Annotated in this window: 24 protein-coding genes and 1 tRNA gene; 12 read left to right on the top strand and 13 right to left on the bottom strand. The window is 57.8% G+C overall.

Translation table 11 applies throughout. The features are described from left to right. From E9954_RS03080 to E9954_RS03070, 3 genes are all read left to right on the top strand, one after another. Nucleotides 1-2,451 (top strand): hypothetical protein, encoded by a 2,451-nt coding sequence (locus tag E9954_RS03080; RefSeq protein ID WP_136077772.1) that lies wholly within the window; start codon nucleotides 1-3, stop codon nucleotides 2,449-2,451. 73 nt (nucleotides 2,452-2,524) lie between these two features. Beyond that, the gene (locus E9954_RS03075) at nucleotides 2,525-2,752 is read left to right on the top strand and encodes an FmdB family zinc ribbon protein (protein ID WP_136077771.1); all 228 of its coding nucleotides are present in this window, start codon (nucleotides 2,525-2,527) and stop codon (nucleotides 2,750-2,752) included. 26 nt (nucleotides 2,753-2,778) lie between these two features. Further along, nucleotides 2,779-3,642 (top strand): polyprenyl synthetase family protein, encoded by an 864-nt coding sequence (locus E9954_RS03070; protein WP_168441920.1) that lies wholly within the window; start codon nucleotides 2,779-2,781, stop codon nucleotides 3,640-3,642. A gap of 106 nt (nucleotides 3,643-3,748) precedes the next feature. Here the strand turns inward: E9954_RS03070 and E9954_RS03065 are convergent, their stop codons facing one another. Next, nucleotides 3,749-4,777: an epoxyqueuosine reductase gene (locus E9954_RS03065; RefSeq protein ID WP_168441919.1), complete on the bottom strand. Its 1,029-nt coding sequence runs from the start codon at nucleotides 4,775-4,777 to the stop codon at nucleotides 3,749-3,751. A gap of 40 nt (nucleotides 4,778-4,817) precedes the next feature. On the opposite strand from E9954_RS03065, the gene E9954_RS03060 reads away from it, so the two are divergent. Next, nucleotides 4,818-5,681 carry a peptidase gene (locus tag E9954_RS03060; RefSeq protein ID WP_136077768.1) on the top strand — a complete coding sequence of 288 codons (864 nt, stop codon included), beginning with the start codon at nucleotides 4,818-4,820 and terminating at the stop codon, nucleotides 5,679-5,681. Between the two features lie 48 nt (nucleotides 5,682-5,729). On the opposite strand, the gene E9954_RS03055 is transcribed toward E9954_RS03060, so the two are convergent. Next, nucleotides 5,730-6,326 (bottom strand): hypothetical protein, encoded by a 597-nt coding sequence (locus tag E9954_RS03055; RefSeq protein WP_136077767.1) that lies wholly within the window; start codon nucleotides 6,324-6,326, stop codon nucleotides 5,730-5,732. Between the two features lie 144 nt (nucleotides 6,327-6,470). On the opposite strand from E9954_RS03055, the gene E9954_RS03050 reads away from it, so the two are divergent. The 6 genes from E9954_RS03050 to kdsA all read left to right on the top strand — a co-directional run bounded on the left by E9954_RS03050 (nucleotide 6,471) and on the right by kdsA (nucleotide 11,326). Further along, nucleotides 6,471-6,950: a deoxycytidylate deaminase gene (locus tag E9954_RS03050; protein ID WP_136077766.1), complete on the top strand. Its 480-nt coding sequence runs from the start codon at nucleotides 6,471-6,473 to the stop codon at nucleotides 6,948-6,950. Beyond that, complete coding sequence (locus E9954_RS03045; protein ID WP_136077765.1) at nucleotides 6,944-7,798, top strand: DUF3108 domain-containing protein; 855 nt, start codon at nucleotides 6,944-6,946, stop codon at nucleotides 7,796-7,798. The genes E9954_RS03050 and E9954_RS03045 overlap by 7 nt, the downstream gene beginning before the upstream one ends. Nucleotide 7,799: 1 nt before the next feature. Further along, the gene (rfaE1, locus tag E9954_RS03040) at nucleotides 7,800-8,819 is read left to right on the top strand and encodes a D-glycero-beta-D-manno-heptose-7-phosphate kinase (RefSeq protein WP_136077764.1); all 1,020 of its coding nucleotides are present in this window, start codon (nucleotides 7,800-7,802) and stop codon (nucleotides 8,817-8,819) included. 98 nt (nucleotides 8,820-8,917) lie between these two features. Then, nucleotides 8,918-9,955 (top strand): 3-deoxy-manno-octulosonate cytidylyltransferase, encoded by a 1,038-nt coding sequence (gene kdsB / locus E9954_RS03035; protein WP_136077763.1) that lies wholly within the window; start codon nucleotides 8,918-8,920, stop codon nucleotides 9,953-9,955. A 22-nt stretch (nucleotides 9,956-9,977) separates the two neighbouring features. Beyond that, nucleotides 9,978-10,424 carry an IS200/IS605 family transposase gene (gene tnpA, locus E9954_RS03030; protein ID WP_136077762.1) on the top strand — a complete coding sequence of 149 codons (447 nt, stop codon included), beginning with the start codon at nucleotides 9,978-9,980 and terminating at the stop codon, nucleotides 10,422-10,424. An 86-nt stretch (nucleotides 10,425-10,510) separates the two neighbouring features. Continuing rightward, the gene (gene kdsA / locus E9954_RS03025) at nucleotides 10,511-11,326 is read left to right on the top strand and encodes a 3-deoxy-8-phosphooctulonate synthase (RefSeq protein ID WP_136077761.1); all 816 of its coding nucleotides are present in this window, start codon (nucleotides 10,511-10,513) and stop codon (nucleotides 11,324-11,326) included. 49 nt (nucleotides 11,327-11,375) lie between these two features. Here the strand turns inward: kdsA and E9954_RS03020 are convergent, their stop codons facing one another. Continuing rightward, complete coding sequence (locus E9954_RS03020) at nucleotides 11,376-14,579, bottom strand: DEAD/DEAH box helicase (protein WP_136077760.1); 3,204 nt, start codon at nucleotides 14,577-14,579, stop codon at nucleotides 11,376-11,378. Between the two features lie 223 nt (nucleotides 14,580-14,802). On the opposite strand from E9954_RS03020, the gene panD reads away from it, so the two are divergent. Further along, nucleotides 14,803-15,159, top strand: coding sequence for an aspartate 1-decarboxylase (gene panD / locus E9954_RS03015; protein WP_136077759.1), 357 nt, complete (start codon nucleotides 14,803-14,805; stop codon nucleotides 15,157-15,159). Between the two features lie 84 nt (nucleotides 15,160-15,243). Continuing rightward, on the top strand, nucleotides 15,244-16,389 hold the full coding sequence (locus E9954_RS03010) for a THUMP domain-containing class I SAM-dependent RNA methyltransferase (RefSeq protein WP_136077758.1): 1,146 nt from the start codon (nucleotides 15,244-15,246) through the stop codon (nucleotides 16,387-16,389). A gap of 60 nt (nucleotides 16,390-16,449) precedes the next feature. Here E9954_RS03010 and E9954_RS03005 read toward each other — a convergent pair. The 10 genes from E9954_RS03005 to E9954_RS02960 form a co-directional block, all read right to left on the bottom strand. Beyond that, nucleotides 16,450-16,526 (bottom strand) — tRNA-Val (locus E9954_RS03005). A 124-nt stretch (nucleotides 16,527-16,650) separates the two neighbouring features. After that, complete coding sequence (locus E9954_RS03000) at nucleotides 16,651-17,196, bottom strand: hypothetical protein (RefSeq protein ID WP_136077757.1); 546 nt, start codon at nucleotides 17,194-17,196, stop codon at nucleotides 16,651-16,653. A gap of 19 nt (nucleotides 17,197-17,215) precedes the next feature. Then, the gene (locus E9954_RS02995; protein WP_136077756.1) at nucleotides 17,216-17,980 is read right to left on the bottom strand and encodes a beta-ketoacyl synthase chain length factor; all 765 of its coding nucleotides are present in this window, start codon (nucleotides 17,978-17,980) and stop codon (nucleotides 17,216-17,218) included. After that, nucleotides 17,977-19,146: a beta-ketoacyl-[acyl-carrier-protein] synthase family protein gene (locus E9954_RS02990; protein ID WP_136077755.1), complete on the bottom strand. Its 1,170-nt coding sequence runs from the start codon at nucleotides 19,144-19,146 to the stop codon at nucleotides 17,977-17,979. Before E9954_RS02990 ends, E9954_RS02995 begins: the two co-directional genes overlap by 4 nt. 106 nt (nucleotides 19,147-19,252) lie before the next feature. Further along, nucleotides 19,253-19,531 carry a phosphopantetheine-binding protein gene (locus tag E9954_RS02985; protein ID WP_136077754.1) on the bottom strand — a complete coding sequence of 93 codons (279 nt, stop codon included), beginning with the start codon at nucleotides 19,529-19,531 and terminating at the stop codon, nucleotides 19,253-19,255. 38 nt (nucleotides 19,532-19,569) lie between these two features. Next, nucleotides 19,570-20,466, bottom strand: coding sequence for an LpxL/LpxP family acyltransferase (locus E9954_RS02980; RefSeq protein ID WP_168441918.1), 897 nt, complete (start codon nucleotides 20,464-20,466; stop codon nucleotides 19,570-19,572). Further along, a complete protein-coding gene (locus tag E9954_RS02975) occupies nucleotides 20,459-21,637 on the bottom strand; it encodes a glycosyltransferase family 2 protein (protein ID WP_136077752.1) in 1,179 nt (392 codons plus the stop codon). Before E9954_RS02975 ends, E9954_RS02980 begins: the two co-directional genes overlap by 8 nt. A gap of 19 nt (nucleotides 21,638-21,656) precedes the next feature. After that, entirely contained in the window at nucleotides 21,657-23,036 is a 1,380-nt protein-coding gene (locus E9954_RS02970; RefSeq protein WP_136077751.1) for a lipid biosynthesis B12-binding/radical SAM protein, read from the bottom strand. After that, nucleotides 23,033-24,412 carry an ATP-binding protein gene (locus E9954_RS02965; protein WP_136077750.1) on the bottom strand — a complete coding sequence of 460 codons (1,380 nt, stop codon included), beginning with the start codon at nucleotides 24,410-24,412 and terminating at the stop codon, nucleotides 23,033-23,035. The genes E9954_RS02970 and E9954_RS02965 overlap by 4 nt, the downstream gene beginning before the upstream one ends. Continuing rightward, on the bottom strand, nucleotides 24,413-25,687 hold the full coding sequence (locus tag E9954_RS02960) for a B12-binding domain-containing radical SAM protein (protein WP_136077749.1): 1,275 nt from the start codon (nucleotides 25,685-25,687) through the stop codon (nucleotides 24,413-24,415). It abuts the gene before it with no gap. Nucleotides 25,688-25,697: the final 10 nt, after the last annotated feature.

Here is a 25,697-nt window from a genome sequence, read left to right as displayed (position 1 = left end):
ATGAAAAAACAACAACCATCCAAAAGCGGGGCGGCTCTGGTGATCGCCCTCGGGTTCCTGGCGATCCTGACCATCATGATTATTGCGTTCGCCGTGCAGACCCGGACCGAACGCATTTCCGGACGTTCGTTCCTCACCTCGGCCCACAACAACCACCTGCTTCAAACCGCATTGGCCCGCGCCATGGAGGATATCGACCAATCCATCGGAACCGCCCCCCCCTCTTCCACCAACCTGGTGCTGGGCACCGTGGGCGACACGTCCGAACCGATTGCCGACACGGTGGACTTCACCATGGAGAAGGCTTTTTTCCAGTCGGGCAACGCGGCCATTGCAAGCGCCTTCCGCAGCGAGCAGGATGTCGCCACATGGGAAACGGTACAGGCCGGAAACGGGGACGTGGTCGGGCGCATCGGCTATTTCATCATCAACTCCTCGGGCTTCCTCGATGCCAACCAGGTGGGCGGAACCGATGGCGCCGGCGACTACATTGCACGCGAAGCCGGCCTGTCCCCGAAAGAGATCCAGCTCTCCAACTCGGCCAACATCATCCCCGAATTCTCAACGGGATCGTCTTTCAACCACTATGGCATGGACCACCAGGACGGTAATCCAGGCCAATCCGCATCCGTTGCCGAGCTCTCCCCCGGACTGGCCTTCGCCCACAACCGCAACAATGCCTGGCGGCGCTTTGAATCGCTGCGCGACGTGCAAGCCCTGAACGATACAACCGGGAACAGGATCATCCCCTCCAGCGTCGCCTCCTTCTCCACCTTCTCGTTCACCCGGCCGGGATGGGACGACGGGCGCACGTTCATGGGCACGAACCAAAGCACTCTTGCGGAAAAAACCATCGAAGATGAACTTGTAAAAATCCCCGGAGTCGACAGCCAATATGTCATGAACCAGCTCACGGACTATCTCGACACCGACACGGAACCCACGGACATCGACTATTCGGTCGAACCTGTTCCACTGATCAACGAGTTCGCACTCACCAGCACCTTTATTTTCACGAACGAAACCGAGGTGGTGGACAACGGCGACGGCTCCTTCGACACGAATATAACCGTCTATGTGACCAACAACTATGTCCTCGAAATCGAGGTCTGGTATCCGTTCGCAGGCTATACCAACCCGGACGACTTTTCCATCCGCAGCACCATGGCCCCGATTGAAACCGGAGCGTTGCCCACCGACTTGTTCGGCGATATTGGCGAATGGATGAATGCCGAGGTTGCACTAGGCAATGGCTGGGAACCCAACTCCGCCCCGATCGACTTCATCTTCTTCGAGAACGAAGAACCCTACAGCGTCTCCTTCGATAACCCCGAAGATCTCATTGATATCTTCGAAGAGATGCGCAGCGACATCCAGTTTCCGCTGATCGAATGCTGGAACGACTCCAAGAACTTCCTGGCCGACCGCGTGGTGGCTCTCGAATTCCCGATCGACGAGGCCATCGACAAAAGCGGGTTCATGGACTCGGTCGATGACTATGCCGCCTACCTGTTCAATGCGAACAACCCGGAGACGATCACCTCGCTGGTCTTCAACATCAGCATGTCGGTCAACGATCCCCGCCTCAACTGGGATGGCGATGGCAATGAATTCTCCGACCACCAGTGGGTGGATGAGTCCAGCGCCTACCCCTCCAACGAAACCGCCAGTGTCGCCGACACCCTCGGCGCCGTGAACTCAACCATCTCGAACCAAACCACCGTCATATTTGTCCGCAACGAAGACCGGATCGACACCCCGTGGGAATTCACCTATTTCCTCTACGACACCGCCCAGCCTTGGCAAACCAAGCAAATGCTCAAGGCCAATGATGGCAACGGCTCCCGGATGATCATGGAAAGCCTCTCCCCGCATCCCTCGGGCACCAGGCCGCGGCACGGCTTGGTGAACCCCTATTCCCCGCACACCAATGTCATTGCATCGGTGTTCATGGGCATCCCTCTCGACGAGTTCAACATGCCGGCCAAACGCCACCTCAGCTCGGCCCAAGCATCGCAGGCCGCAGGAATGTTCATGGACTATGTCGCCGAACATGGCTGGCCCGACCATGCCGCCGACCTGTTCGAGAACGACGAACCCATGGACGCCGGCTTCATGGAAAAACTACTCAATCTGGCCAAGGACCCCGACTCCGACACGGCCAACCCATGGGAAATGGAGGCCTTTTTCCGCAACACCTTCGAGCTGTTCAATCCGCACGACACGCTCTACACGATCCTGCTCGCGGCCCAGACCGGAACCGATGTCGACGGCGACGGCACCATTTCCGACGACGAGGTGCGCGGCACGCAAAAGGCCGTGGCCTATGTCTGGCGCGATCCTGTGGAGGAAAAAGCCGCCGTCGTTTTCTGGGGATTGGGCGACACCCTGCAAAAATTTGAAACCGGCGAAAGCTGGGGCACCATCCTCGACCAATTCAAGCCCGACTAACGCTTTTCCCCGTTTGAACATTTCCAACCTCCGCGAATTTCCCTATACACACGGGACTCAACCAGGAAAAAACATGCCGATATTCGAATACCAATGCAAAAAATGCGGCACCCGCTACGAGGCGCTGGTGCCAACCGCCGATGCCAAGGCCGCCTGTGAATCGTGTGGTTCCAGGCAGGTTGAAAAACAGCTCTCCACCTTCAGCGCCACCACAGCCGCGCCCACCGCCTCGCCCTGCGCCGAAATGGGATGCGGCAAAGCCGGCACCGGCTGCGCCGGCAGCTGCCCGGTTGGTGGTTAGCATTACGAAATACGGATTACGTGCCCATGAACATCGCAAACTACCTCAAGCAAAAACAGGCCATCATTGAGACGGCCCTGAATGACTGCCTTCCCCCCGCAAGCACCCGGCCGGCCCTGCTGCACGAAGCCATGCGCTACAGCGTACTCAACGGCGGCAAGCGCATCCGCCCCATCCTTTGCATGGCCGCAGCCGAACCGTTCCGGGTTCCTTCCCAAACCGTCATTTCCGCCGCCATTGCCGTCGAACTGTTCCATTGCTCCACGCTCGTGCACGACGACCTGCCCTGCATGGACGACGACGACCTGCGCCGCGGCATGCCCACCTGCCACATCAAGTTCGGCGAAGCCAACGCCGTGCTGGCCGGCGATGCCCTGATGATCCATGCCTTCCAAATGCTGGCGGAAACCGGCCAGTCCAGGCTGTCGCTCGAACTGGCCAAAGCCGCCGGCTCACTGGGCGTGATTGCCGGCCAAGTGGAAGACCTCGCGGCCGAAGGCCGGGCTCCCAACGCCTCCCTGATCGATTTCATTCACATGAACAAAACCGCCGTCCTCATCCGCGCGGCCGTTCGCATGGGCGCCATCGCCGGAGGAGCCAAGGAAGACGAGCTGGAAAACCTCAGCAGCTTTGGTGAAAAAACCGGCATGGTCTTCCAAATCATCGACGACATCCTGGACGAAACCTCATCCGACGAAGTGCTGGGAAAACCCACGGGGTCCGACCTGGAGCTCCATAAAATGACCTACCCCGCCGTGCATGGAATGAAGGCCGCACACGCCGAAGTGAAAAAACTCACCCGCGAGGCCATCGCTGCGCTCGACATGCTGCGGCGCGAAACCTCCGCCCTGCGCGCCATTGCCGAATACCTGATGGATCGGGAATTCTAGACCGCCAAAGCGCCCCCAACGCATGCACGTCCGCGCTCACGATCGTGAGCATGGACGGACGCCACAACCTGGCATGGGGATTGCTCTAAACATGTACATCTCCTCCTCATCGGGCGGCAAGCTGGTCAAGGACCAGTTTGCTGCCCGAATTCTTTTCCACCCAATCGAGCAGCTCCCGGGCGCGAGGCGTCTTCCTCTTCTTTAGCACCACCACGGCATTTTTGCGCAACTGCGTCACACCGGCATAGGAAACCGCATTGCCTTTGAGCAATCTACGCAACGCCCCGGCCGGGGTTTTCAGCAACCATTCGAGATCGACCGGGATGCGGGTATCGATCTTGTCGCGGGGTGGACAGACCTTCGTGCAATCATCGCAACCAAACAGCCAGTCGCCGATCATTTCGCTTTCTTCGCGATTCAAGACGCTTCGCTTCTCAATTGTGAGATAGCTGATGCACTTGCGCGCATCGATGGGCTTTCCAGATTCAATGGCGTTGGTCGGGCATTTCTTAATGCAGGCCAGGCAGTCATCGCACGTGAACGGCATGCGGGTTTCGTGGATCACCTCCGGTAGTTCGGCATCGATAAACAGGCAGCCGATGAATACGCGGACATTGGTACGGTCGGGCACCCGCAGCAAATCGTTGCCGCCGATGATCCCCAAGCCGCCAACGGTCGCAAACAACCGCTCATAGACCGCCTTGGTGTCCACCGCCGCCTCGGCCTCGCCCCCCCCGCCCAGCAACGCTTTCAGCTCGGCCAGCATCGCCTGACCGGTCGAATGGTAGTCGACCTCCTTGGCATAGGCCGAGATGTAGCCCAGCAGGGCATCGTCGGCCGGCGCAGGAAACGGGTGTTTGGCCTCCGGGTCGCCCCACCGGTTGGTGAAGGCCAGCACAATCACCGACTTGGCGAACGGGAAGGTTTTCCACGGATCTGCCTTTTCCGGAAACATGCGCTCGAGATAGTCCATCTCCCCGTGTAGCCCGGCTTCCAGCCAACGGGCCATCAGAGCATTGTTTTCCTCAATCCGTTGCCTGAGCAACGGGTTGTCCATACGGATACAAGCCGCCGAATGGGCCCCGCCCCGCATCGACGTTTCCTGCAACCACTCCTGAAAGTTTCCAAAATTCATTTTGCGTCCAGCACTGAAAATCGCTAGCAAAGTACCCAACATGACCGATGATTTGAAGATCATATTCATTTTCGTGGACGGGGTCGGGCTGGGTTCCGATGATCCGGCCATCAATCCCTTGCGCGACCCGCGCTATCCGGATCTCGCAAAACTCCTGGATTCCGCCATTCCGCTCGATGCAAACCTTGGCGTTGAAGGCAAACCCCAAAGCGCCACGGGGCAGGCCGCGTTGCTGACCGGCGTGAATGCGGCCAAGGCCATGGGCCGGCACATCGAAGGCTTCCCACCGCCGACCTTGAAAAAACTGATCGAGCACGAAAACCTGTTTGGCAAGCTTCGGAAGATGGGAAAAAAACCCACCTTTGCCAATTCCTACTGGATCGACGATCCTCACAAGATTCCGTTGCGCCGTCAGTCCGTTACCACCGTCATGACGCTTTCGGCACTTGGAGGAGTACGGCATAAGGAAGAATTACTCACGGGCATGGCCGTTAACCACGACATCACGCGATGGACCATGCACACACGCGGCTACGATGGAGAACTGGTCTCGCCGGAAACCGCGGCCGGCCATCTACTGGCCGTGGCAGAGGAACACGACTTTACCCTCTTCGAATATTTCCTGACCGACCGTGCCGGTCATTCAGGCAACCCGGAACTGGTCGGCCAATGCCTTGAAACGCTCGAACGTTTCCTGCCCAAGGTGGCGTCTTTCGCCGCACAACCAGACCACCTGTTTCTCCTATCAAGCGACCACGGGAACATTGAAGACCTCTCCACTTTCACCCACACCCGCAATCCCGTCCCGCTCATCGCCTTGGGAGCAGGTGCGGAACGCTTCCGAAACCTGGAAAGCATCACCGACGTCACCCCGGCCATCCTTGAACGGTTCATGGAACCATGAAAAAGGGAGCCGAACGGCTCCCTTCAAAAAAATAGCCAGACGGTTTTTCTAGAACTGGATACCGCCCTGCAGCAAAAGGCCTTGCATGGAGAGATCCTTCTTGCTGACGGTGCTGCCATCTTTCGCATCAAACCAGACATCGACATAGTCGATCGAAACCACACCGCGGATCTTTTCGCTGCCCCAGGTGGCCTTCAGGCCAACCATCCAGCCCGGTTCCAAATTCTCAAACTCGACGTAGGCATCATTGTCGCCCGTCCAAGTCGGAAACAAATACCAATTATAGCCGGCATGCGGCCCGATGGCCAAAGAACCCGTCTTTTCACTGACCTTGAAACGGAAAGAGGCATCGGCACCAACATTCACACCAACGACCGGTCCAATGTACGGACCAACGAGTCCGGCAATATCGGCAACATAAAGGTCATCCTCAAACTCCAAGCCCACCTTAAAGTCAATATTGTAGGCCAGGTCGGGGCTGTAGTTTTCCCCGTTCACGAAAAATTGCTCGGCATCGGGAACAAACCAGACGCCGCCCACGGTCTCCAGCAACAGATTCGGCTTTGGCCAAAGCCCTTCGGCTTGCGCAAAAATTCCAGACAACACAAAAACAGATGCCACAATGGCTACACGATTCATTTTCATTGAACTCTCCCTTGGTTAAATCCTTTTCCCCTCAACATGCACAATGCCGACGTATGGAGCGAGTGTTTCAAATCCGAATGATGACTTCAACAAGAATATATGCCGCTTGAACACTCGCAAATCCGGAAGTATGGTATGCGCCCTATGACTCAGGAACCAACCAAACGTCCGGACTGGGACGAATATTTCATGGATATCGCACATGTGGTCTCCAAGCGGGGGAACTGCTGCCGGCGCAAGGTGGCGGCGCTGATCGTGCGCGACCGGCGGATTATTTCCACCGGCTACAACGGCACGCCGCGCGGCATCGACAACTGCTACGAGGGGGGCTGCCCGCGTTGCGCGTCCGACGCCCCCTCGGGCAAGAGCCTCGGGGAATGCATCTGCGCCCATGCTGAGGAAAACGCCATTGTCCAGGCGGCCTACCATGGCATCAGCGTGAAAGATGGTTCGCTCTATTGCACATTGAGCCCGTGCCTGATGTGCACCAAGATGATCATCAATGCCGGCATCAAGGAAGTGGTCTACGAAACCGAATACCACTTCACCCTGCAGGCGCGCGACCTCTTCGCCGCCGCCGGCGTCCTTTGCCGACAGTTCAAACGGAAGCAGGAACCATGTTGAAGTATGGGAGAAGAGGCGACCGGGCGAACAAGACCGCCCCGCATACCCGTATGCGTCCAACCGCTCTGGGATTCATGTTCACCCTGGCCGTTGCCTTGTCTTCCTGCGCGCCAAGCGCCCTTGGAAAGACCGCCAACTTCGCCAACTGCTTCATCCCCGGCGAAGTAACGGAATACAAGGTTTCCTGGATGGGCATCCCGCTGGCCTGGTCAAAATCATCCACGGAAACCATCACCGAAAACGGACGGGAGCTGATCCGCATCCGGATGGTCTCGCAAACCTATAAAGCCTATACGCACATCTACAAGGTGGATGATGTAACCGAAGTGATCGTTGACCCTGAAACCGCACTCCCGTTGCGCCTAGACCTCGTCCTCAACGAAGGTAGCCGTCAAAAAAGCCACCTGACCCTGTTCGACCATGCCAACAAAACGGCTACCTTCCACGACCGGATTGCCGGAACGACCCATGTTGTGGCCATCGAAAGCCGGACACAGGATATCCTCTCGTTCATCTATTCCATCCGCAACGACAACCTCGAGATCCTGGCCGAAAACGTTCACACGGTCTTTGTTGATGGAAAGATCCATGAAATGGGCCTGGCCATCCGCAAGGATGGGCAGATCAAACTTCCAGACTATGGAAAAATCGACTGCAGCCAGGTTGAACCCATTGCCGAATTCGATGCCCTGTTCCTGCGGGAGGGGAAAATCTTCTTTTGGATTTCAAAGCAAAACCGCCGTATGGTTACATGTGTCCATGCCAAGGTAGCCGTCGGGAAAATCAGCGTCAAACTGCAGCAGGTTTCGGGGCCCGGCAACGATTTCTGGGTGAGGAGAAAAGAATAAGATGAAGATAACCATTCAACGCGCAAAGGACTTGCTTTGCTGCGCACAAAAAAAACGGATCCTGGTGGTGGGCGATCTCATGATGGATCGCTTTGTTTATGGATCCGTCTCACGGATTTCCCCCGAAGCCCCGGTGCCCGTCGTGCATGTCTCCCACGAAAAGGCCATGCCCGGCGGTGCCTGCAACGTCGCCTCCAACCTGCTCGCCCTCGGCGGCAAGGCCGCCATGGCCGGCGTGGTTGGCCACGACGCGGTTGGCGCCGAGTTGAAAAGCCAGCTCACCGAATCCGGCGTATCGCTCCACGCCGTCATCGACACCGAAAACCACCCCACCTGCGTCAAAACCCGCATCGTCGCCGAGCGCCAGCAGGTTGTGCGCGTCGATCGCGAGGAATACCTCCGTATTTCCGAGGAAGAGATGGCCCGCTTCTGCAAACTGATCAAAGAGGAAATGGCCAAGGCCGATGGTGCGATCATCGAAGACTACGGCAAAGGCTCCGTCCAGCAGCAGGTCGTCGATACCGTACTCGCTGCCGCCGAACAATCAGGCATCCCCGTTGGCTACGACCCCAAGGACGACCACATCCTGAAAATGGAAGGCGTCTCCGTCGTTACCCCCAACCGCAAGGAAGCCTTCGGCTCCGCCGGAATCAGCGAAGGCAAGCCCTGCGACAACCCGCTCGTAGACACCGCCCTGCTCGAAGTTGGCCGCATCCTCGACGAAAAATGGAAAGCGCGCCACACCCTCATCACCCTCGGGCCGCACGGCATGCTCCTGCTCAATCAGGGCGACGAACCAAAGCACATTCCCACCCGCGCCCGCGAGGTGTTCGATGTCAGCGGCGCCGGCGACACCGTCATCGCCACCTATGTCCTCGCCCTCGCCTGCGGTGCCACCTATCTCGAAGCCGCCGAGCTCTCCAACTTTGCCGCCGGCGTCGTCGTCGGCAAACTCGGCACCGCCACCTGCTCCCAAAAAGAGCTCATCGACTACATGACCACCCATACGGAAGAGTTGTAACCATGCCAACCATCAGGACGAACTTAAAGCGGACTGGGAACTTGCCTCGAAGGGCGAGCTTCCCTTTAAAATCGAACCGTTGAAGTAGAGGAACGCCCGTGCAACCCACCCTTACCAAAGTCCATCCCATCTCGAACCACCGATTATTGCTCACCTACGATAATGGTGAAGAGCGCGAGTTCGATGTCGCCCCCTATCTAGATACCGGGATTTTCAAGGAATTAAAGGATGACACCCTTTTCAATAGCGCGCGGGTCAGCTTCGACACCATCGAATGGAACAACGGGGCCGACCTATGCCCGGAAGTGCTCTATGACGAGAGTGTTCCGGCCGGAAACCATGGACGAATGGTCGCCGAGAGCTCTCCGACATACATTGCCAAAGATAGAAAAATGAAAATAGTTGGCGTAATTCCGTCGCGGTGGGGCTCGACGCGGTTTCCGGGCAAGAGTCTGGCGATGATTTCGGGCAAGCCGATGGTGCAATGGGTGGTGGAGCGCGTGAAGCAGGCGCAGAAGCTGGATGCCGTGATTGTGGCGACGGACGATGAACGGATTGCCGATTGCGTGAACGGCCTGAACATGGATGGCGTGACCGTGGCCATGACGCGCCCCGACCATCCATCGGGCACCGACCGCATTGCGGAGGCGGTGCAGGACATGGATATCGATGCGGTGATCAATGTGCAGGGCGACGAGCCGCTGATCGACCCGGCGTTGATCGATGACTTGGCCGATGTCATCTCGAGCGGCGAATGGGACATGGCGACCGCCGCCACACCGATCGACAACGAAGACCAGATCGAGGATCCCTCCGTGGTGAAGGCGGTCTTCAACCGCCATGGGCAGGCCCTCTATTTTTCGCGCTCCTCCATCCCCCACATCCGCGATGTAACCGGAGAGCCGGAACCAGGCATCTATTGGCGGCACATCGGCATCTACGCCTACCGCCGCGACTACCTGCTCAAGCTGGTGGCCGAGCCCCCCTGCGCGCTGGAAAACCTCGAAAAGCTCGAACAGTTGCGCGCCCTCGACATGGGGTGCCGCATGAAGGTGATCCAAACGCAGGATTTCGGCATTGGCGTCGATACCCCGGAAGACGTGGTAAAGGCCGAGGTGCTTTTGAACAACCTGTAGAAAACCCCGGAGGGGTTGCCCCATGTCAACGTATACACAGATCCTGTACCACATCGTCTTTGCCACGAAAAACCGCGAACCGGTTTTACGGAAAAACCATCGCGCCGATCTCTATACCTATATTGGGGACATCGTGCAGAAACGGGATGGCCACCTTTGTTGCATCGGTGGCGCGGAGGATCATGTGCACATCCTATGCTCCCTTCACCCAGCGCTCGCCTTGGCGGACCTTGTGAAGGAAATCAAAACGGCGTCTTCGAGCTGGATCAAATCGGAAAACGTCTTCCCCGACTTCCGTTATTGGCAAAGCGGCTATGGCGCATTCACCTGTTCTCCCGAAACGAAGGAACGGATCGCTGAATACATCTTGAACCAGGAACAACACCATGCCACGGAATCCTCGGCGGACGAACTGAAACGATTGCTCGCCGAAACCGGCGTGGAATATGATGTGGAATATTTTGAATGATGTTGGGAGACCCTCCGGGGTCTGGTATCAATGTCGTTCGGTTCGTTGGCTGTAACAACACATGAATATCAAAATGGAATTTGACCATGACTAAGACAATAAACGTTAATGGGGTGAAGTTTGGTGGCAAGAATCCGCTGGCGATGATTGCGGGGCCCTGCGTGATCGAAAGCCGCGAGGGCTGCATGGCGATTGCCGACAAGCTCGTGAAGCTATCGAAGAAGCAGAACATCCCCTTCGTCTTCAAGGCTTCGTACGACAAGGCGAACCGCACCTCGATCCATTCCTACCGCGGCCCCGGCATCGAACAGGGTCTCGAAATCCTCGCCGAGATCCGGGAAAAATACAACGTGCCGGTACTGACCGACGTGCATAGCGTCGAGGAGATCAAGATAGCCTCGAAGGTGGTCGACATTATCCAGCTGCCCGCGTTCCTGATCCGCCAAACCGACATCGTGGTGGCGGCGGGTGAAAGCGGCGCGGTGGTGAACGTGAAGAAGGCGCAGTTTGCCGCCCCGTGGGACATGGCCAACGTCGTGAAAAAAATCGAATCGACCGGCAACACAAAAATCATGCTGACGGAACGCGGTGCATCGTTCGGCTACAACACCCTCGTGGCCGACATGCGCAGCCTGATCATCATGGGCGAGATGGGCTATCCGGTCATCTTCGATGCCACCCACTCGGTGCAGTCGCCCGGCGGCCAAGGCGACACCTCCGGCGGCGACGGGCGCTATGCGCCCTACCTCGCGAAGGCGGCTGCGGCAGTGGGCGTGGACGGCATGTTCATCGAAACCCACCCGAATCCGGCGGAAGCCCTCTCCGACGGCCCCAACATGATTCCGACGAAGGACTTGCCGAAGCTTTGGAAAAAGCTGGATGCGATTGATCGGATTCGGTAGGGACGGCTGCCCCAGCCTCCCGGCGGCGAAAGGACACACCGCCCACCCTTTATAGGCTCAACAGCTCCTGCACGTCTTCCCAGGTGAGCTTTTGCATGACCTGTTCGTCGGTCGTGAGGGTGGCATCGATAACCATCTTCTTGCGCTGCTGCATGGCGACGACCTTTTCCTCGACGGTGCCCTTGGTGATGAGCTTGACCGAGTAGACCGTACGCTTCTGGCCAATGCGGTGCGCGCGGTCGGTGGCCTGGTCTTCCACGGCCGGGTTCCACCACGGGTCGAAATGGATCACCATGTCGGCGCCGGTAAGGTTGAGACCGGTTCCGCCGGCCTTGAGGCTCATGAGGAAGATCGGGATGGAGTGGTCCTTGTTGAACCGACGGACGACCTCCTGGCGATCCTTGGTGCTGCCGTCGAGGTAGCAGTATTTAATGCCGCGTTCATCCATTTCCTTTTTAAGGATGGCCAGCATGGAGGTGAACTGGCTGAAGACAAGCACACGGTGCTTGCTGTCCAACGCCTCGTTCATGAGTTCGAAGAACAGCTCCATCTTGGCGGACGGGTGCTTGCTCTTGACCCCTTCGAGCTTGAGCAGGTCAATGTGGTTGCAGGTCTGGCGCAAGCGCAGCAGCGTCTTGAGGATTTCCATGCGGCTCTTGTTGAAGCCTTCCTTCTCGACCATTTCGTTGATCTTGGCCTTCGACTCCTCGAGCAGCGACTTGTAGACCTTGTGCTGATCCTGCGTGAGCTTGCACGGGGCGATGCGCTCGATCTTGGCCGGCAGATCCTTGGCAACGTGTTTTTTCAGGCGGCGCAAAAGGAACGGATGCAACTTGCGCCGCAACTTGAACTGGGCGTGGTCGCCATCGGCCCCGCCGTTGAGGATCGGCAGCTCGTAGTATTCGCGGAAGTCCTTGTGGTGCCCGAGGTAGCCCGGCATTAAATAATCCATGATCGACCAGAGGTCGGTCACGCCATTTTCAATCGGCGTTCCCGTGAGCACCAGCCGGTGGTCGGCCTTGATCTTCTTTGCGGCGAGCGCATTCTGCGTGGCGCGGTTCTTGATGTGCTGCGCCTCATCGAGAATGGCGATGGAATAGACGTATTCCAAGTGCTTATCAATATCGCGTCGCATCAGGGCATAGGACGTGATGACAAGATCGACCTTTTCAACCTTTTTCCATTTGCGATGGCGGTCGGTGCCGTGGAGGGTCAACACCTTGAGATTGGGCGTGAACTTGGCCGCTTCCTCCCGCCAGTTTTCCACAAGGCTGGTCGGGCAGATGATCAGGGCGGGCTTGCCCTGGTGGTCTTCGTCGGTACGGCCGAGCTGGATCCAGGCCAGGGTTTGGAGGGTTTTACCCAATCCCATTTCGTCGGCAAGGATGCCGCAGAAGCCGCGGTTTTCGAGGAAGCGCAACCAGTTGACGCCTTCCTGCTGATAGGAACGCAACGTCGCCTTCATCTGCGGATGCAATTGTACATCCTCTACCGATTCCTGCTCGTTCTGCTGCTTGGCCCGCTCCATCCAGTTTGGCGTGGCTTCGATGCCGATGCCTTCGAGCGCACCGAGCGACGATTGGACATAGCTACCATAGATTCCGCTCATGCGGAACGATCCGGGCTTGTCGCCGGTGCCGACCGCGCAGTCCTCGAACACCTCGCGCGCCTGCAGGATGGCATCGCCATCGAGCAGTATGGTGCGTCCGTTGCGCTCGATGAACGAGTCGCCTTTCATCAACGCGCGTTGGATGTCGCGCTCGGAAATGCTGCCGGTTCCAATGTCGTATTCGTAGCTGACATCGAAATAGTCGCCGCCCTCGGACTCATCCACATGGACGATGGGCATCACATAGTCGGCCTTTTCTGCAAAGGGCTTGACGCGGCCTTCAAGTTCGACCCGCCAACCGAAGCGGCGCACCTGCGGCACCCCCGTTCCGAGGAAGTTAAGCACTTCGCGCGGCCCGACGATGTTCTTGAGCGTATCCCCGGCCCGGCCATCGAAACCGACCGCATGGAGCTTTTCAACGGCCTCCTTTTCGGCGGCCATGTTGCGGATACGGTAGCGCAGCAGGTCGCGCGGGTCGGGGATGGCGAAGTTGCCCTTCATGTCGGCCCGGCCCGCAACCAGCTCGACTTCGTCGTTGTATTCGGCGTAGAGCGTGGCGGCCAGCGATGCGGGACTCCCCCGCACCACAAGCCGGAAGGTGGGTTTGGCGGGCTTCATGTGGAACAGGTCGGGAGTGATGTCGGTACGGACCGCCATCAGCTTTTCGACCTGTGCGAGTTCGGTCATCAGGAAGGCGGGAACGCTTTCGCGCGGGATGACCAACCGGTTGCGATAGACCTCCTGCAGTGGTTTGGGCAAAATGCTGCTGATCGGCCAAAACTGCCCGGCGCTGAAGATCCATCCGGTGCTTTGCCCGATGATGTAGGTGGGGAACATGTCCACCAAACCATCCGGGAGTTGGGTTGCAACATTGAGCAGCAGCTCGCCATTTTCCCGGTCCATATCCATTTCGACCACGGAATCGAGCATGCCGTTATTGACCGGGTAGCCCTTCTTTTTCCCTTTGTGGTGGATCGACTTCCCGTGGTGCAGACGGAGGATGTTGATGAGGTCGTAGACCGAAATCTGCATCTCGCTCTTGATGGCGCCGCCGCAAACATCCTCTAGCACATAGAGCAGGTTTTCATCGCGGTAGGTGAAGGAGAACGGGACATCGGTCGGCACATCGGCGGCCGGCTTCCGGGCGCCTTCGTATTCCACCGAAACATGGATTCCAATGCGTTGCCCCTGCAGCTGCTCCTGCCACTGCTCGTCCAATTCAATGATCAGGAGGGCCTTGACCGCGCCGGGGGCTGTTTTTTTGACGCGCTGGATGCGGGTACCTTCCGCCGCCTTGGCAATGCGGTCGATACGCTGTTTTTCGGCGGTTGCCCGTTCGTTCCGTGCGGGGTCGGTGTGGCGGCGGATCACCTCAAGCCCCATGGCAACGAGATGCGAACAGATCAAACCGCGCTCCTGGTTGTCGCGGCAGGGGCAGTGGTTTTCCACCAACCCGTTCTTGAGAATCTCGAATTTGCTGCGCATGCCGCGCGGCCCGAGGTTCAGGATGCCGGTGATGTACGGGTGCTCAAAGGTCACTTTTTCCACAACGCCGCGCTCGAACAGGGCCTTTCCGTCGCGGTATGCCCGCCAACCGGCCCAATCCTTTAGCTTTTTTTCGGTATATGGAAGTGTATCACTCATTGTCTACATTGATTTCTAACTAGCGGGAAATAGGCTCCATTCTCGCCACTTTCGGGTAGAAATCCACAAAAATTTATCTTTTTTACACTAACAAATCCCTAACATTGTTTTTTGCAGGCGTTTTTGTTGAGCATTCCGGGGGAAATCGACTCAAACTAGTTATTGACGCAGGGCGCAGGGTGGGCACATTATGCGCGCCGTTTTTGAACCAGAGGATTTGTCCATGCAGCGAATCATGAAAAAATCGAAAATACACACGGCCACCATCACGGGACTGGAGTTGTATTACGAAGGCAGCGTTACGATCGACCGCGATCTGATGGACCTGGCCGACATGCTGCCGGGCGAACAAGTCCAAATCGTCAATCTCAACAATGGCCAGCGCTTTGTCACCTACACCATTTCGGGCGAACGCGGCTCCGGTGCCATCGAACTCAACGGCCCCGCCGCCCGCCTGGCGGCCCGGGGCGACAGGATCATCATTATTTCCTACGGGAACTATGACGACGAGGAAGCCCGCAAGCTGGAGCCGATCGTGGTCTTCGTTGATGAAAACAACCGCCCCGTTCAGAAAGATTAAACAGGACTATTTAATGACAGGACAATTTACCGGTTTGGAGAAAAATAGTCCTGTCATTCAATTGTCCTGTGAAATAAATCCCTCATGAGTGAATACCTTTACCAAAAGACCCAACAATATTTCGGGCAGCTCGCGGGCGGGGCCGAAGCCTGCGGCGAAGCCGAACTCAAGCAGCTGGGTGCCACCAAGATCAGCAAGGGCTATCTGGGCTACTATTTTTACGCCGACCAGCGAACCCTCTACACCATCGTCTACCGCACCCGGATCTTTTCGCGCATCCTCGCCCCTTTGCTGGCGTTCGACTGCCATTCCGAGAAATATCTCTACAAGACCGCGCAGAACATCGACTGGTCGGAGTTCCTGACCCTCACCAAGACGTTCGCCATCACCTCCAATGTCGCCGATAGCAACATCCGCAACTCGCAGTATGCCGGGCAGATCCTCAAGGATGCCATCGTCGACCAGTTCCGCACAAAAACCACTAAGCGCCCGGATGTCGACACCCGCTTCCCCGACCTGCTGCTCAACCTCTACATCCACGAAAACAAGGCGCGCATCAGCGTCGATCTCGGCGGCGGCTCGCTGCACAAGCGCGGCTACCGCACCGAATCGGTCGAAGCCCCCATGCAGGAAACCCTCGCCGCCACCATCCTGCGGCTCTCCGAATGGAACGGTGAGCGCCCGCTCTACGACCCGTTCTGCGGTTCCGGCACCATTCTTTGCGAAGCCTTCATGAAAGCCGGCAACATTCCCGCCGCCTATTTGCGCCGCAAATTCGGATTCCTGCGCCTGCCCGACTTCGATGCCGCCGTCTGGAACCAGGTCAAAACCAAGGCCAACCATGAGACGGTCGAAATTGCGGAAGAATTGATCAAAGGGAGCGACCTCAGCGCCGACGCCGTCAAGGCCGTCCGCGCCAACCGCAACGAGCTTCCGGAGATTGGAACCATCAAGGTGCGCCGCGCCGACTTCCGCGACCTCGAAGGCTTCAACAACACCACCATAGTCACCAACCCGCCCTACGGCATCCGTTTGGGCAATACGGCCGAGGTGGCACACCTGCTCAAGGAATTCGGCGATTTCCTGAAACAAAAATGCACCGGCTCCACCGCCTTCATCTACTACGGCGACAAAACCCTCGTCAAAAAACTCGGCCTCAAACCCGAATGGCGCCACGAGCTCCGCGCCGGCGGCCTCGACGGCGTGCTCTGCAAATACGAGCTGTATTGAGCCCTCCTGCGGCACAAAGAAAAAAGGCGCTGACTCGTAAGAATCAGCGCCTTTTTAAGGTGGTGGGCGATAGAGGACTCGAACCTCCGACTTCCACCATGTCAAGGTGACACTCTAGCCAACTGAGTTAATCGCCCAATGAAAGAAGCACGGAATATACGCATGGCCCCGGGGTGTGTCAACCGGAGGATGGAGAAATTTTTCATCCCGGTTCCCCTCCCCGGAAAGCCCCCGGAAGCCGTGCGTTTCCACCCCGGCATTCTACTCGGACGGAGCGACCTTCCCGTCCTCAAAATTCACACTTCTGGTTTTAAAGCGATTGATCCAGTAGACCCAGACATCGTCGTCGAGATCCGGCGTGCGGTGCGAGGGCGGATAGCCATAGGACGCCAGCACGGCTTCGCGCGCCATGCCATCCTCAACCTTGCCTTTCTGGATGGCGGAAAGGGTCTTCTCGTCCAGCTTCTTGGCCAGCTCGGAAAACGTGTTGGTCTTGGAAAACAGGCGGGCGAATTCCTTTTCGAAATCCAGCGAGCTGTGCTTCACAAAGAACGTCCACAGATACTCCGCATCATTGCCCTTCACCTTGAACGCGACTCGGTTCCGGCTGATGGAGGAAACCTCGATCTCGGAACCGGCGGGAATAATCCGCCCCACGTGGTAGTTGGTGGAATAGATTTTTTGCGGCACCTCGTACCAAATGTTGGCCGTCGTGAAATAGGTGCCTTTCTCAGCGGCAAAGGCACCCAGACCTGGCAAACAGGAAACCGCACCAAGAGCAACCATCCGCCTTCTACTTAATGTCATTGATCTTCTCCTAACTATTTTAGTTTTCACTCATCAACGACGCCGCGCAGGCCAGCGCCGAACCCGTAAGCATGTTTCCGAAGAGCGGAGTCCAGGCCTCGTCCGCACCCGCCAGTAGATTTCCATCGCCTTTCCCCACCAGGAAAAAGGCGGCGCCCTCGCCCGGCACATAGGCATCCGCCGTAATCCGGCCATCGGTGGCGATCAATAGCTTTTGGGAACAAATATATTCCATGACCGTACCGCACTCGTCGCCGCCTCCCAGCAGCACCTGGTCGCACCGGCCTTCCTCGAGCCAGGCCTGCGCAAGCAGCACCGCTTCCTCGAAAGGGTTTTCGAATCCGGTCACCGTCCAGGTGGGACCCTTGATCTTCAACGTACGCGAAATGTAGGAAACCGCGGCATTGTGCACCGAGTTGGAAAAAATGGTGGGCGAAACGCCGGCATCGCCATAGTCGATGATGTCGTCCTGGAACTTGAACGTCGTGTTGTGCGGCCCCAGCGCCGTTGCAAAAATGATCCCGACCCGATCGGAATCCTCGACCGCCTGCCCGCTATCGGCCACGGCATCGCAAGCCGCCAACGTCGCCATCTTGGAAAAGCGATCGGCGCGGCGCATGCCCTTCAACACCGGATCCTTCAGCGTTTCCGCATCGATGACGTAAGCCGGGAACGGCTCGTCCTGGAACGGCACCTCAAGAAACGTCGGCTCCCGCCACTCCCGCGAAGCGGCCTCCGCTCCCCGCCCCCGCGCACAAACCAAACCTGTTCCTAAAACCTTCATGAGTCGTCCCGTCCCAGCACCAACGCCGCATTGTTGCCGCCGAAGGCGAGCGAGGTGGAGAGCGCATAGTTTCCGGTGATCTCGGTTTTACCGGTTGTTGGAACCAAACCGATTTCCTCATCGACCGTCTCGAAGCCGGCACTTCCGGGAATCCAGCCTTCGGCGAGTCCGGCGGCGGAAAAGACGGCCTCGATCCCGCCGGCCCCGCCCAGCGTGTGGCCGGTGTAGCCTTTGGTGGACAGCACCTTGATGCCGGCGCCGAACAGTTTCAGCAACGTGCGGCCCTCGACCTTGTCGTTGTCCGGGGTCGATGTTCCATGGGCATTCACGAAGGCGATTTCATCCTTCGAAATACCCGCCTGGCCCAGCGCCATTTCGATGGCGCGCACCAGCCCCTCCCCTTCGGGATGCGGCGCGGTGAGATGGTAGGCATCGGCATAGGAGCCGTAGCCGCAAACCCGCAGGTTGGCTTCAGCACCGCGCCGGGCGGCGCTTTCGGCGGTCTCGAGAATCAACACGCCGGCCCCTTCCCCGAGGTTCAGGCCCGTGCGGTTGCCGTCGAACGGCATGCAGGGTTTATCGCTGGCGACACCGAGGGCGTTGAATCCACAGAGCGGAATGCGGTTCATCTCGTCGGAACCGCCGGCAAAGGCGATATCGCACAGGCCGGCCTTGAGCCAGCTCAGGGCCGCGCCGATGGAGTCGGTTCCGGAAGAACAGGCGTTGGCCACCACCAGCTTGGGGCCGATGGCCCCCAACCGCCGGGCGGTTGCTTCGGCCAGATTCCCCTCCAGGAAACCATCCACCGAATCCATCGCGGCGGAACGCTTGGCGCGGAACGTGGAATAGAAACCAAGATCGTTGAGCTGGCAAGCGACGGTGGTTCCCATCGCAACGCCCACTCGCAGCCCCTCGAGCGAGCCGAGTCCGGCCTGGGCCATTGCTTCATCGACCGCCATTTCCAGCAGATCGAGGGTACGCATCTTTCCGGGTTCGGTGCGCGGCGGCAGGCTTTTGACCTCGAACACCGGCAGGTCGATCGGCGAATCGAACACCGAAACCGGGCCAACGTTGCGCTCGCCGGCCGCCATCGATGCAACCGATTCGGCCACCCCGACCCCGGCGGCCGAAACCACGCCCATTCCTGTTATTAGAATGTTCCCCATTGGCCCCCGTTCCCTTCAGGTTATTCAATGGCCACAAACGAACGCAAAGAACACATGGATTGTTTGTTCTGTGTTCTTTGCGCTCCTTCGTGGCCAAATAACGAAGTTATGCTTCTTCGGTCTTTTCGTAGACATAGTCGGCGAGCGTGCCGATGGTGCGGAAGACCTCGCGGTTCTTCTCCATGTCCTTGACTTCGAGGTTGAAGTTGCGCTGGAGCATCACGACGATTTCCACGGCGTCGAGCGAGTCCAGGCCAAGCCCTTCGCCAAAGAGTTCGCTATCGTCCTCGATCTCTTCGGGCGTTACATCCTCAAGCGCCAGTTGATCGACCAACAACACTTTGAGCTTTTCGCGAATCTCCGCCAGTTTCGTTTCCTTATCCATTCGATCTTCCTTCCTGTTTAAATCAATAAGGACGCAGTCTAGTCCGCATCCATCCATATGTCGTGAAAAATAAAATATTGAAGCGGGTGAGCCAACAAATAGTTTTCGAGAATGTCGGCATATTTCTGCACCCATTCCGCCAACTGCGCCCGGCGGTCGAGCCCGCGCTGCAGGTTGGGCCAGAGCACCTCGGCCATGTTGACCGAATAGGCGTTCACGCCCTCCTTGCTTGAAAGAAGCACCACCACCGGGCACTTGGCCGCGGCGGCGATATGGAATGCGCTGTAGGGAAAATGCACCTTCGCCCCCATGAAATCGACCTGCACGCTGTCGGCCCCATAGGCGCGGTCGCCCATGATCGAGACAATATCGCCCTGCTCCAGGGCATCCATCACCTGGAGCACGCCGCCCATCTGCTGATCCGGCGAAATAATCCGGATGCGCGACTCCTCGGCATCGACCTGCACCGCGTCGCGCACCGCCACGTTCATTTCCGGCTTCATCAGCAGATGCACGGTCCGGTTCAGCTTCCGGAGCGAATCCATCACCGTTTGCCAGTTTCCAACGTGCGAGGTCAGCAGAATGAACCCTTGCCTGCCGTCGCTGAGGGCTTTCACCTGTTCATAACCTTCGATGGCGGTATCGAACTCAACCGCCCCGGCCACCAGCGCATGGCGGTCGATCAGATTCTTGCCCTGCGAGATAAACAGCCGGTAGGCCATCCCCCACTTTCGGAACGCCGACATTTCCGGAAAGCGGCGCGAAAGGTAGGGCAAGGCCGACCGCACGGCGGAACGGTCGAAAATGGCATAGTGGAGACAGACCGGATAGAGCAGTGCATAGGCGCCACGCAATCCGGAAATCCGCATCAGGGTTTTGAAAAACCAGATGCCCAAACGGTTGCCACGTTGCCGCGGTGGGTTTGCTTCAGGCATGGCCAACCGCCCCCTTCCGTTGCAATCCATTTGCAATGAAGAACACGATCAATCCGCCAACAATCGCCAATACAGGAGCCAGCACCAGCGATCCGACCAACCAATTCAGCAGATGCTGGTGCAGGTTGGAGGCGAACGTTTTCAGCTCCTCCATGCCCAGCCAATGCCCGTTGCGCATGTAGAATCCCAAGGCGATGCAGGCCATCGGCACCAACGGCGGCGCGCAAAGATGCTGGATGTTCAGTGCCAGCAGCCGGTTGAGGTTGAGTTTGGTCGAGACATAGAGAATTGCGATGGTGTGGCAGGCAATCAACGGAAGCGTCGCCAAAAGAATCCCAACTCCGGCAGCGACTCCAAGCTCAACCGGCGTTGAGTTTTCCTTCAGCAGCATTGCGAGAAACTTGCCGGGGTGCTTGAGCAAATATTTCCAATCCGTGGAGTCCGGCTTCACCAGTTTCTTGTGCGGCCACGGCACCAGGCGACGTGCAACCAGCAACGTATGCCGCCCCGACAAACGCACATTGTCCTTCCACTGGTCGAAGTGGGAAATGCGCTCGTCTTTCGGTGGATAGTGGACGCCGATCGGCACGTCCACCAATTTGAGTCCGTGCCAAACCGCCTTGGTCAGCACCTCCACCTCGAAATCGTAGCGGCTCCCCTTCAGCTTCATTTGGGTGAGCAGCTCCACCGGATAGACCCGGAAGCCGCTTTGCGAATCCGAAACGGTCGTCCCGCACTCCAGCTTGATCCAGAAGTTGGAAAACTTGCGGCCAAACCGGCTGCCCCCCGGAATGTTCTCGCCCGAAAAATCGCGCGCGCCGATCATGATGCTGTCCGGATGTGCCTGCATGGCCGGAAAAAACTTTGGGATATCGCCCGGATCGTGCTGCCCATCCGCATCGACGGTGACCATCCATTTCCCGCCACGCCCATGGACAAACTCCAGCGCCGACAGAATCGCCTGCCCCTTGCCCATGTTGGACTCGTGCCGAAGCACCTCGATATCCGAACCTTCGAACAGCGCGCCCACATCCACGTCCGTGCAGCCGTCGTCCACCACCAGCACGTGGTCGAGCTGCTCCCGGCACGCGCGCGCAACGGCCTCAACCGTCCCGCCGTTGTTATAAACGGGAACCACGCACCATACGGAATCTGATAGAACTTCGTTCAAGATACTAATCCAATGAAACCTAGGTTGTACGCTTGCGCCGCTTGCGTTTTCCGGCGCCGATGAGCATGTCGTAGGCGGTGCCGCCGTAGCCTAGCTTGTGCAGGAGGTGCAACTTGTCGTCGAGCGCGTCGGGCGGGAAAACGCAGTTAAACTTATCGGCAAAGCCCTCGGTCAGCGTGGTTTCGAGCCAATCGCGATCGACCTCCTTCGAGATGTAGTAGATCGGTTCAACGATGTCGGTCTTATCCGTCACCAGCCCTTCGCGCTGCGCAATCTTCATCAGCCCGGTGCCCGGCAGGATGCGGATGCCCATGAACATGAAGTTGGCGGTCTGTTCCAGGTTGCGAATGTTTTCAATGCCTTCGAGCACCGTCTCCTTCGTTTCGCCCGGCCCGCCGAACATGTAGTAATGCGCGGTCGTGATGCCATGGCGCCGGAATAGGTCGTTGCAATCGATGACATCCTGCCAGGTAAAATCCTTGCCGATGCCTTTGAGCGCGATATCGCTAGCGGCGTCCGCGCCGATCTCGGCGGCATCGAATCCGGTCGCTTTCATCAGCGCGAACATTTCGTCGTCGAGCTCCCCGCCCGGCGAGATATAGGCCGTCCACGGAATGCAAAGTTCCCGCCGGTGCATTTCATGAACGATGTCGCGATAGTTCCCCCCGTTGTCATTGAACACCGAATCGACAAAAAAGATATAGCTGTCCTCGCGGTCCGCCACCAACCGCTCAATATCGTCAACCACATCCACCGCGTTACGCATCCGGAAATTCCGTCCCTCCAGAAAGGGATAGGAGCAGTAGATGCAGTGCTTATCGCAGCCGCGCTTGGTCTGGATCGAAATCGTCTTCCCGTGCGCCATGTAGTAATCGACCATGGCGGGTTCATAATACGCCGACGGAATCGCATCCTTCTCAAGATTCTGGGGGGCGCGCAGAATGCGTTCCGCCGGCAGCTGCCCGGCCTCCAGCAATTCCATGAAGCTGCACATCAGCACTTCGCCCTCGCCGACCACGCCATAATCCGCTCCGACCTTCGCCAGGATTTCCTCGGGCATGATGGAAAAGGCGGAGCCTCCAAGAATGATGGGGGCCGGGCTGGTTTGGCGCACGCTTTCGGCAATCTGTTTCACACTATCGATGTAGCGGTGCTCGTTGACGGCATTCACATTGTCGATGTTGCGCAGCGAAAGCCCCACCACATCCGGCCGCACGGCGGCAACACGCTCCTTCAGCGCATCGAAGGAGCACCCGCTTTGCAGGAAGTCGAACAGTTCCACCTGGTGGCCGGCCCGCTTCAGCGCGGCGGCCACCATGCCCATCCCGATCGGATAGACCGGATACGGCGATGTTTCCCAGTTGGTGGAGATCAATAGTATTTTCGAGTTGTCACTCATCCATCATCCTCCATAACTTCCCAGCGCCCAGCCTTCGTCGGCCCGACATGCCTGATCAATCCCGCCACCCGAAGCTTGGTCAGATGATATTTGATGCCATCAGGCGTAATGCCGATCCGGGATGCGAGTTCGTTCCTCGTGGTTTCGGGGTTCTCTTTCAGAATCGCAACGATCTTTTCTTGGGTAGTTTCTTGGGTAGTTTCTTGGGTAGCCTCCAGAGCACTTCCCTTCGGATCATTCACTGGCGCGCACTCTACTTCTGCTGGCAGTTCAGCGGGAGCAAAAGGTAATTCAACGCATATCCCCCCCGCATCGCCGCGTATCTTCGGTCTGGGCAATCCCGCAGCTTGGCAGGAATCCATAATCATCTCGATGCCACGCCCCCATGCCTCAATCATGCCCGCCCGAAAAAACACATTGGCAATGTCGGGATTAAAAGGGTGTGACGCATGTTTTTCAAGAAGCTGGTCGATACTCCAATCGACCGGAAGCCCCCCCGGATTCCAGATGGTTATTTTATCCGTGTAAACCCTGATCTGGACCGGCGCCCCACTGGAATAATCCTTGTGAACAACTGCATTGTGGAGGGCTTCCCGTAGAGCTTCTGCGGGCACAGGATAACGCTCTACACGCTGGGCGCCCCTGTATGAAATGGTCGCTTCTGTGTACTTTGTCAGCAGAAAATCAAGCGCTTTGCCTACTTGCGAGAACAGGTCTCCATGAACTTCATCCTGAAAACGCAAATCCGAATCGGTGCGGAAAAATCCAATCTTAAGAAAAGCCCCTGTAACAAATTTTTCTGGATCCGGATAGAACAGCAGGATTGCGGCTTTTTTGAGATAATCCCCTTCTTGAAGCTTCAATCTTTCGACCAGCAGCTCCCCACTGCCGACAAGATCCGCCGCCTCCATGCGTTTGCTTTCCGCAGCACGGAGACGAAACCCGTCAAGAGCCTCCTTAGAGAGATCTTCGGCCTTCAAAAAGGGTACGGGAACGCCGTCCCAATGCCTGCCCTGCTTTTGAAGGAGAAATTTATCAAGTGCAGCCCCCTTCAGTTCCTGCTTGGTGCTGCCGCTTCGAAAATAATAACGCCCCCGCAAACTGACGGGAGCCGGATAAGCTTCGACGTCCAACTCCAGATAGTCTCTGCCTCCCGACGTCTTCAGGTTCACAGCAACCATAATACCTAGCAGGTCACGGATTTTATTGGGAAGATCCTCGAGCAGTTTCCTTGCATTAGGGAGACCGACCACCGAACCATCGTCACCCATTCCGATAACAAGCCGCCCCCCCTTGGCGTTGGCAAAACCACATATCCATTTCAGATATTCATCATGCCATGATTCCTTCCACTCCATGTTCTGGTGTTCTTTCATTCAGCTATCCATCTTCACAGCCGCCTCGTCGGACTGCCACTGCTTGCGGCGCAGGCGCGGCGACTTGTAGGTTCCATCGGCGACCTCGCGCTGGATCACGTCCATATAGAGCTTGCCCATCGCCAGCTCCTTGCCGCCGGGACCATAGAACGTGTCCCACGCATACTGGTGCATCTCGTCGAGCTTTTCGGGCGACATCTTCGCCGGCTTGAAGACCGTCTCCGCGCCGGTATATTTTTTCCAATCGTTGTGCAGGATGCGGCCATCCTTCTCCATTTCGTCGCGGATCGGCGTGTGCGGGAACGGGGTCATCACCGTGAATTCGGCCAGGTCGAGTTCGACCTCCAGCAGGAAATCCACCAGGCGTTTGATGCCATCCTCGTCGTGGTCGTCGGTGCCGAGGATGATCGTGCCCTCCACCCCGATGCCGCGATCCTTCAAACGCTTGATGCGGTTGCGGATGACGTCCGAGGTGTCGAAGACGGCCTGGTAGACATACCAGCAACCAGCCTCCGCCGCGAGGTCGAGGATTTCGTCGTTGTCCTTGATCGGGTGCGACACCCACTTTTTCTTGAGCGGGATCATCGCCTTGAACAATTCCTTTTCCCACTCGTCGTCCTGCGCGAGCGAGTTATCGACCACGAAGAAGCGGTTGTTGTCGACGCCGGCCATCTCCTCGATCACCTTGTCGATCGGGCGCGGGCGGAACTGGCATCCACCGAGATACGGCGTGCAGCACGGGAAACATTTGAAACGGCAACCGCGCGAGGCGTGGATCAGGTCGACCATCTGGACGCCGCGGAAATTGTAGAGCTCGCGGTCGAGGATGTCGCGCCGGGCGGGGCCGATAAGCGCGGTGTCCGGATAGTTGTTGCGGTAGTCGTAGACGGGCTTCAGCGCGCCGCTCTCGAAATCCTTGAGCACCTGTTCGGTGCGGCCTTCGGCTTCGCCCAGGAACACCGAGTCGGCGTGGGTCATCGATTCCTCGGCATGCAGATGGGTGGCGATCCCGCCCATCACCACCTTCTTGCCCATTGCCCGGAATTGGTCGGCAATTTCCCAACCGCGCGGGATCTGGCAGGTGAGCATGCAGGAGATGAAAACCAGGTCGCACGCTTCGTTGAAGTCCAGCGTTTGCACATGCTCGTCGGTGAACGAGATTTCGACGTCATCCGGAATGGTGGCGGCAAAAACCACCGGGCCATGGGGCGGCAGGTGGAACTGGGGTTGGTTCGGCATTTTCGGCCATTTGGGGTAGATCAGCTTAATCTTCATGGTTTCATCC

The organism is Pontiella desulfatans (assembly GCF_900890425.1).
GTDB classification, from domain to species: domain Bacteria; phylum Verrucomicrobiota; class Kiritimatiellia; order Kiritimatiellales; family Pontiellaceae; genus Pontiella; species Pontiella desulfatans.
Note: the sequence above shows the minus strand (reverse complement) of the source record. Positions and strands in the feature narration are given on the sequence as shown.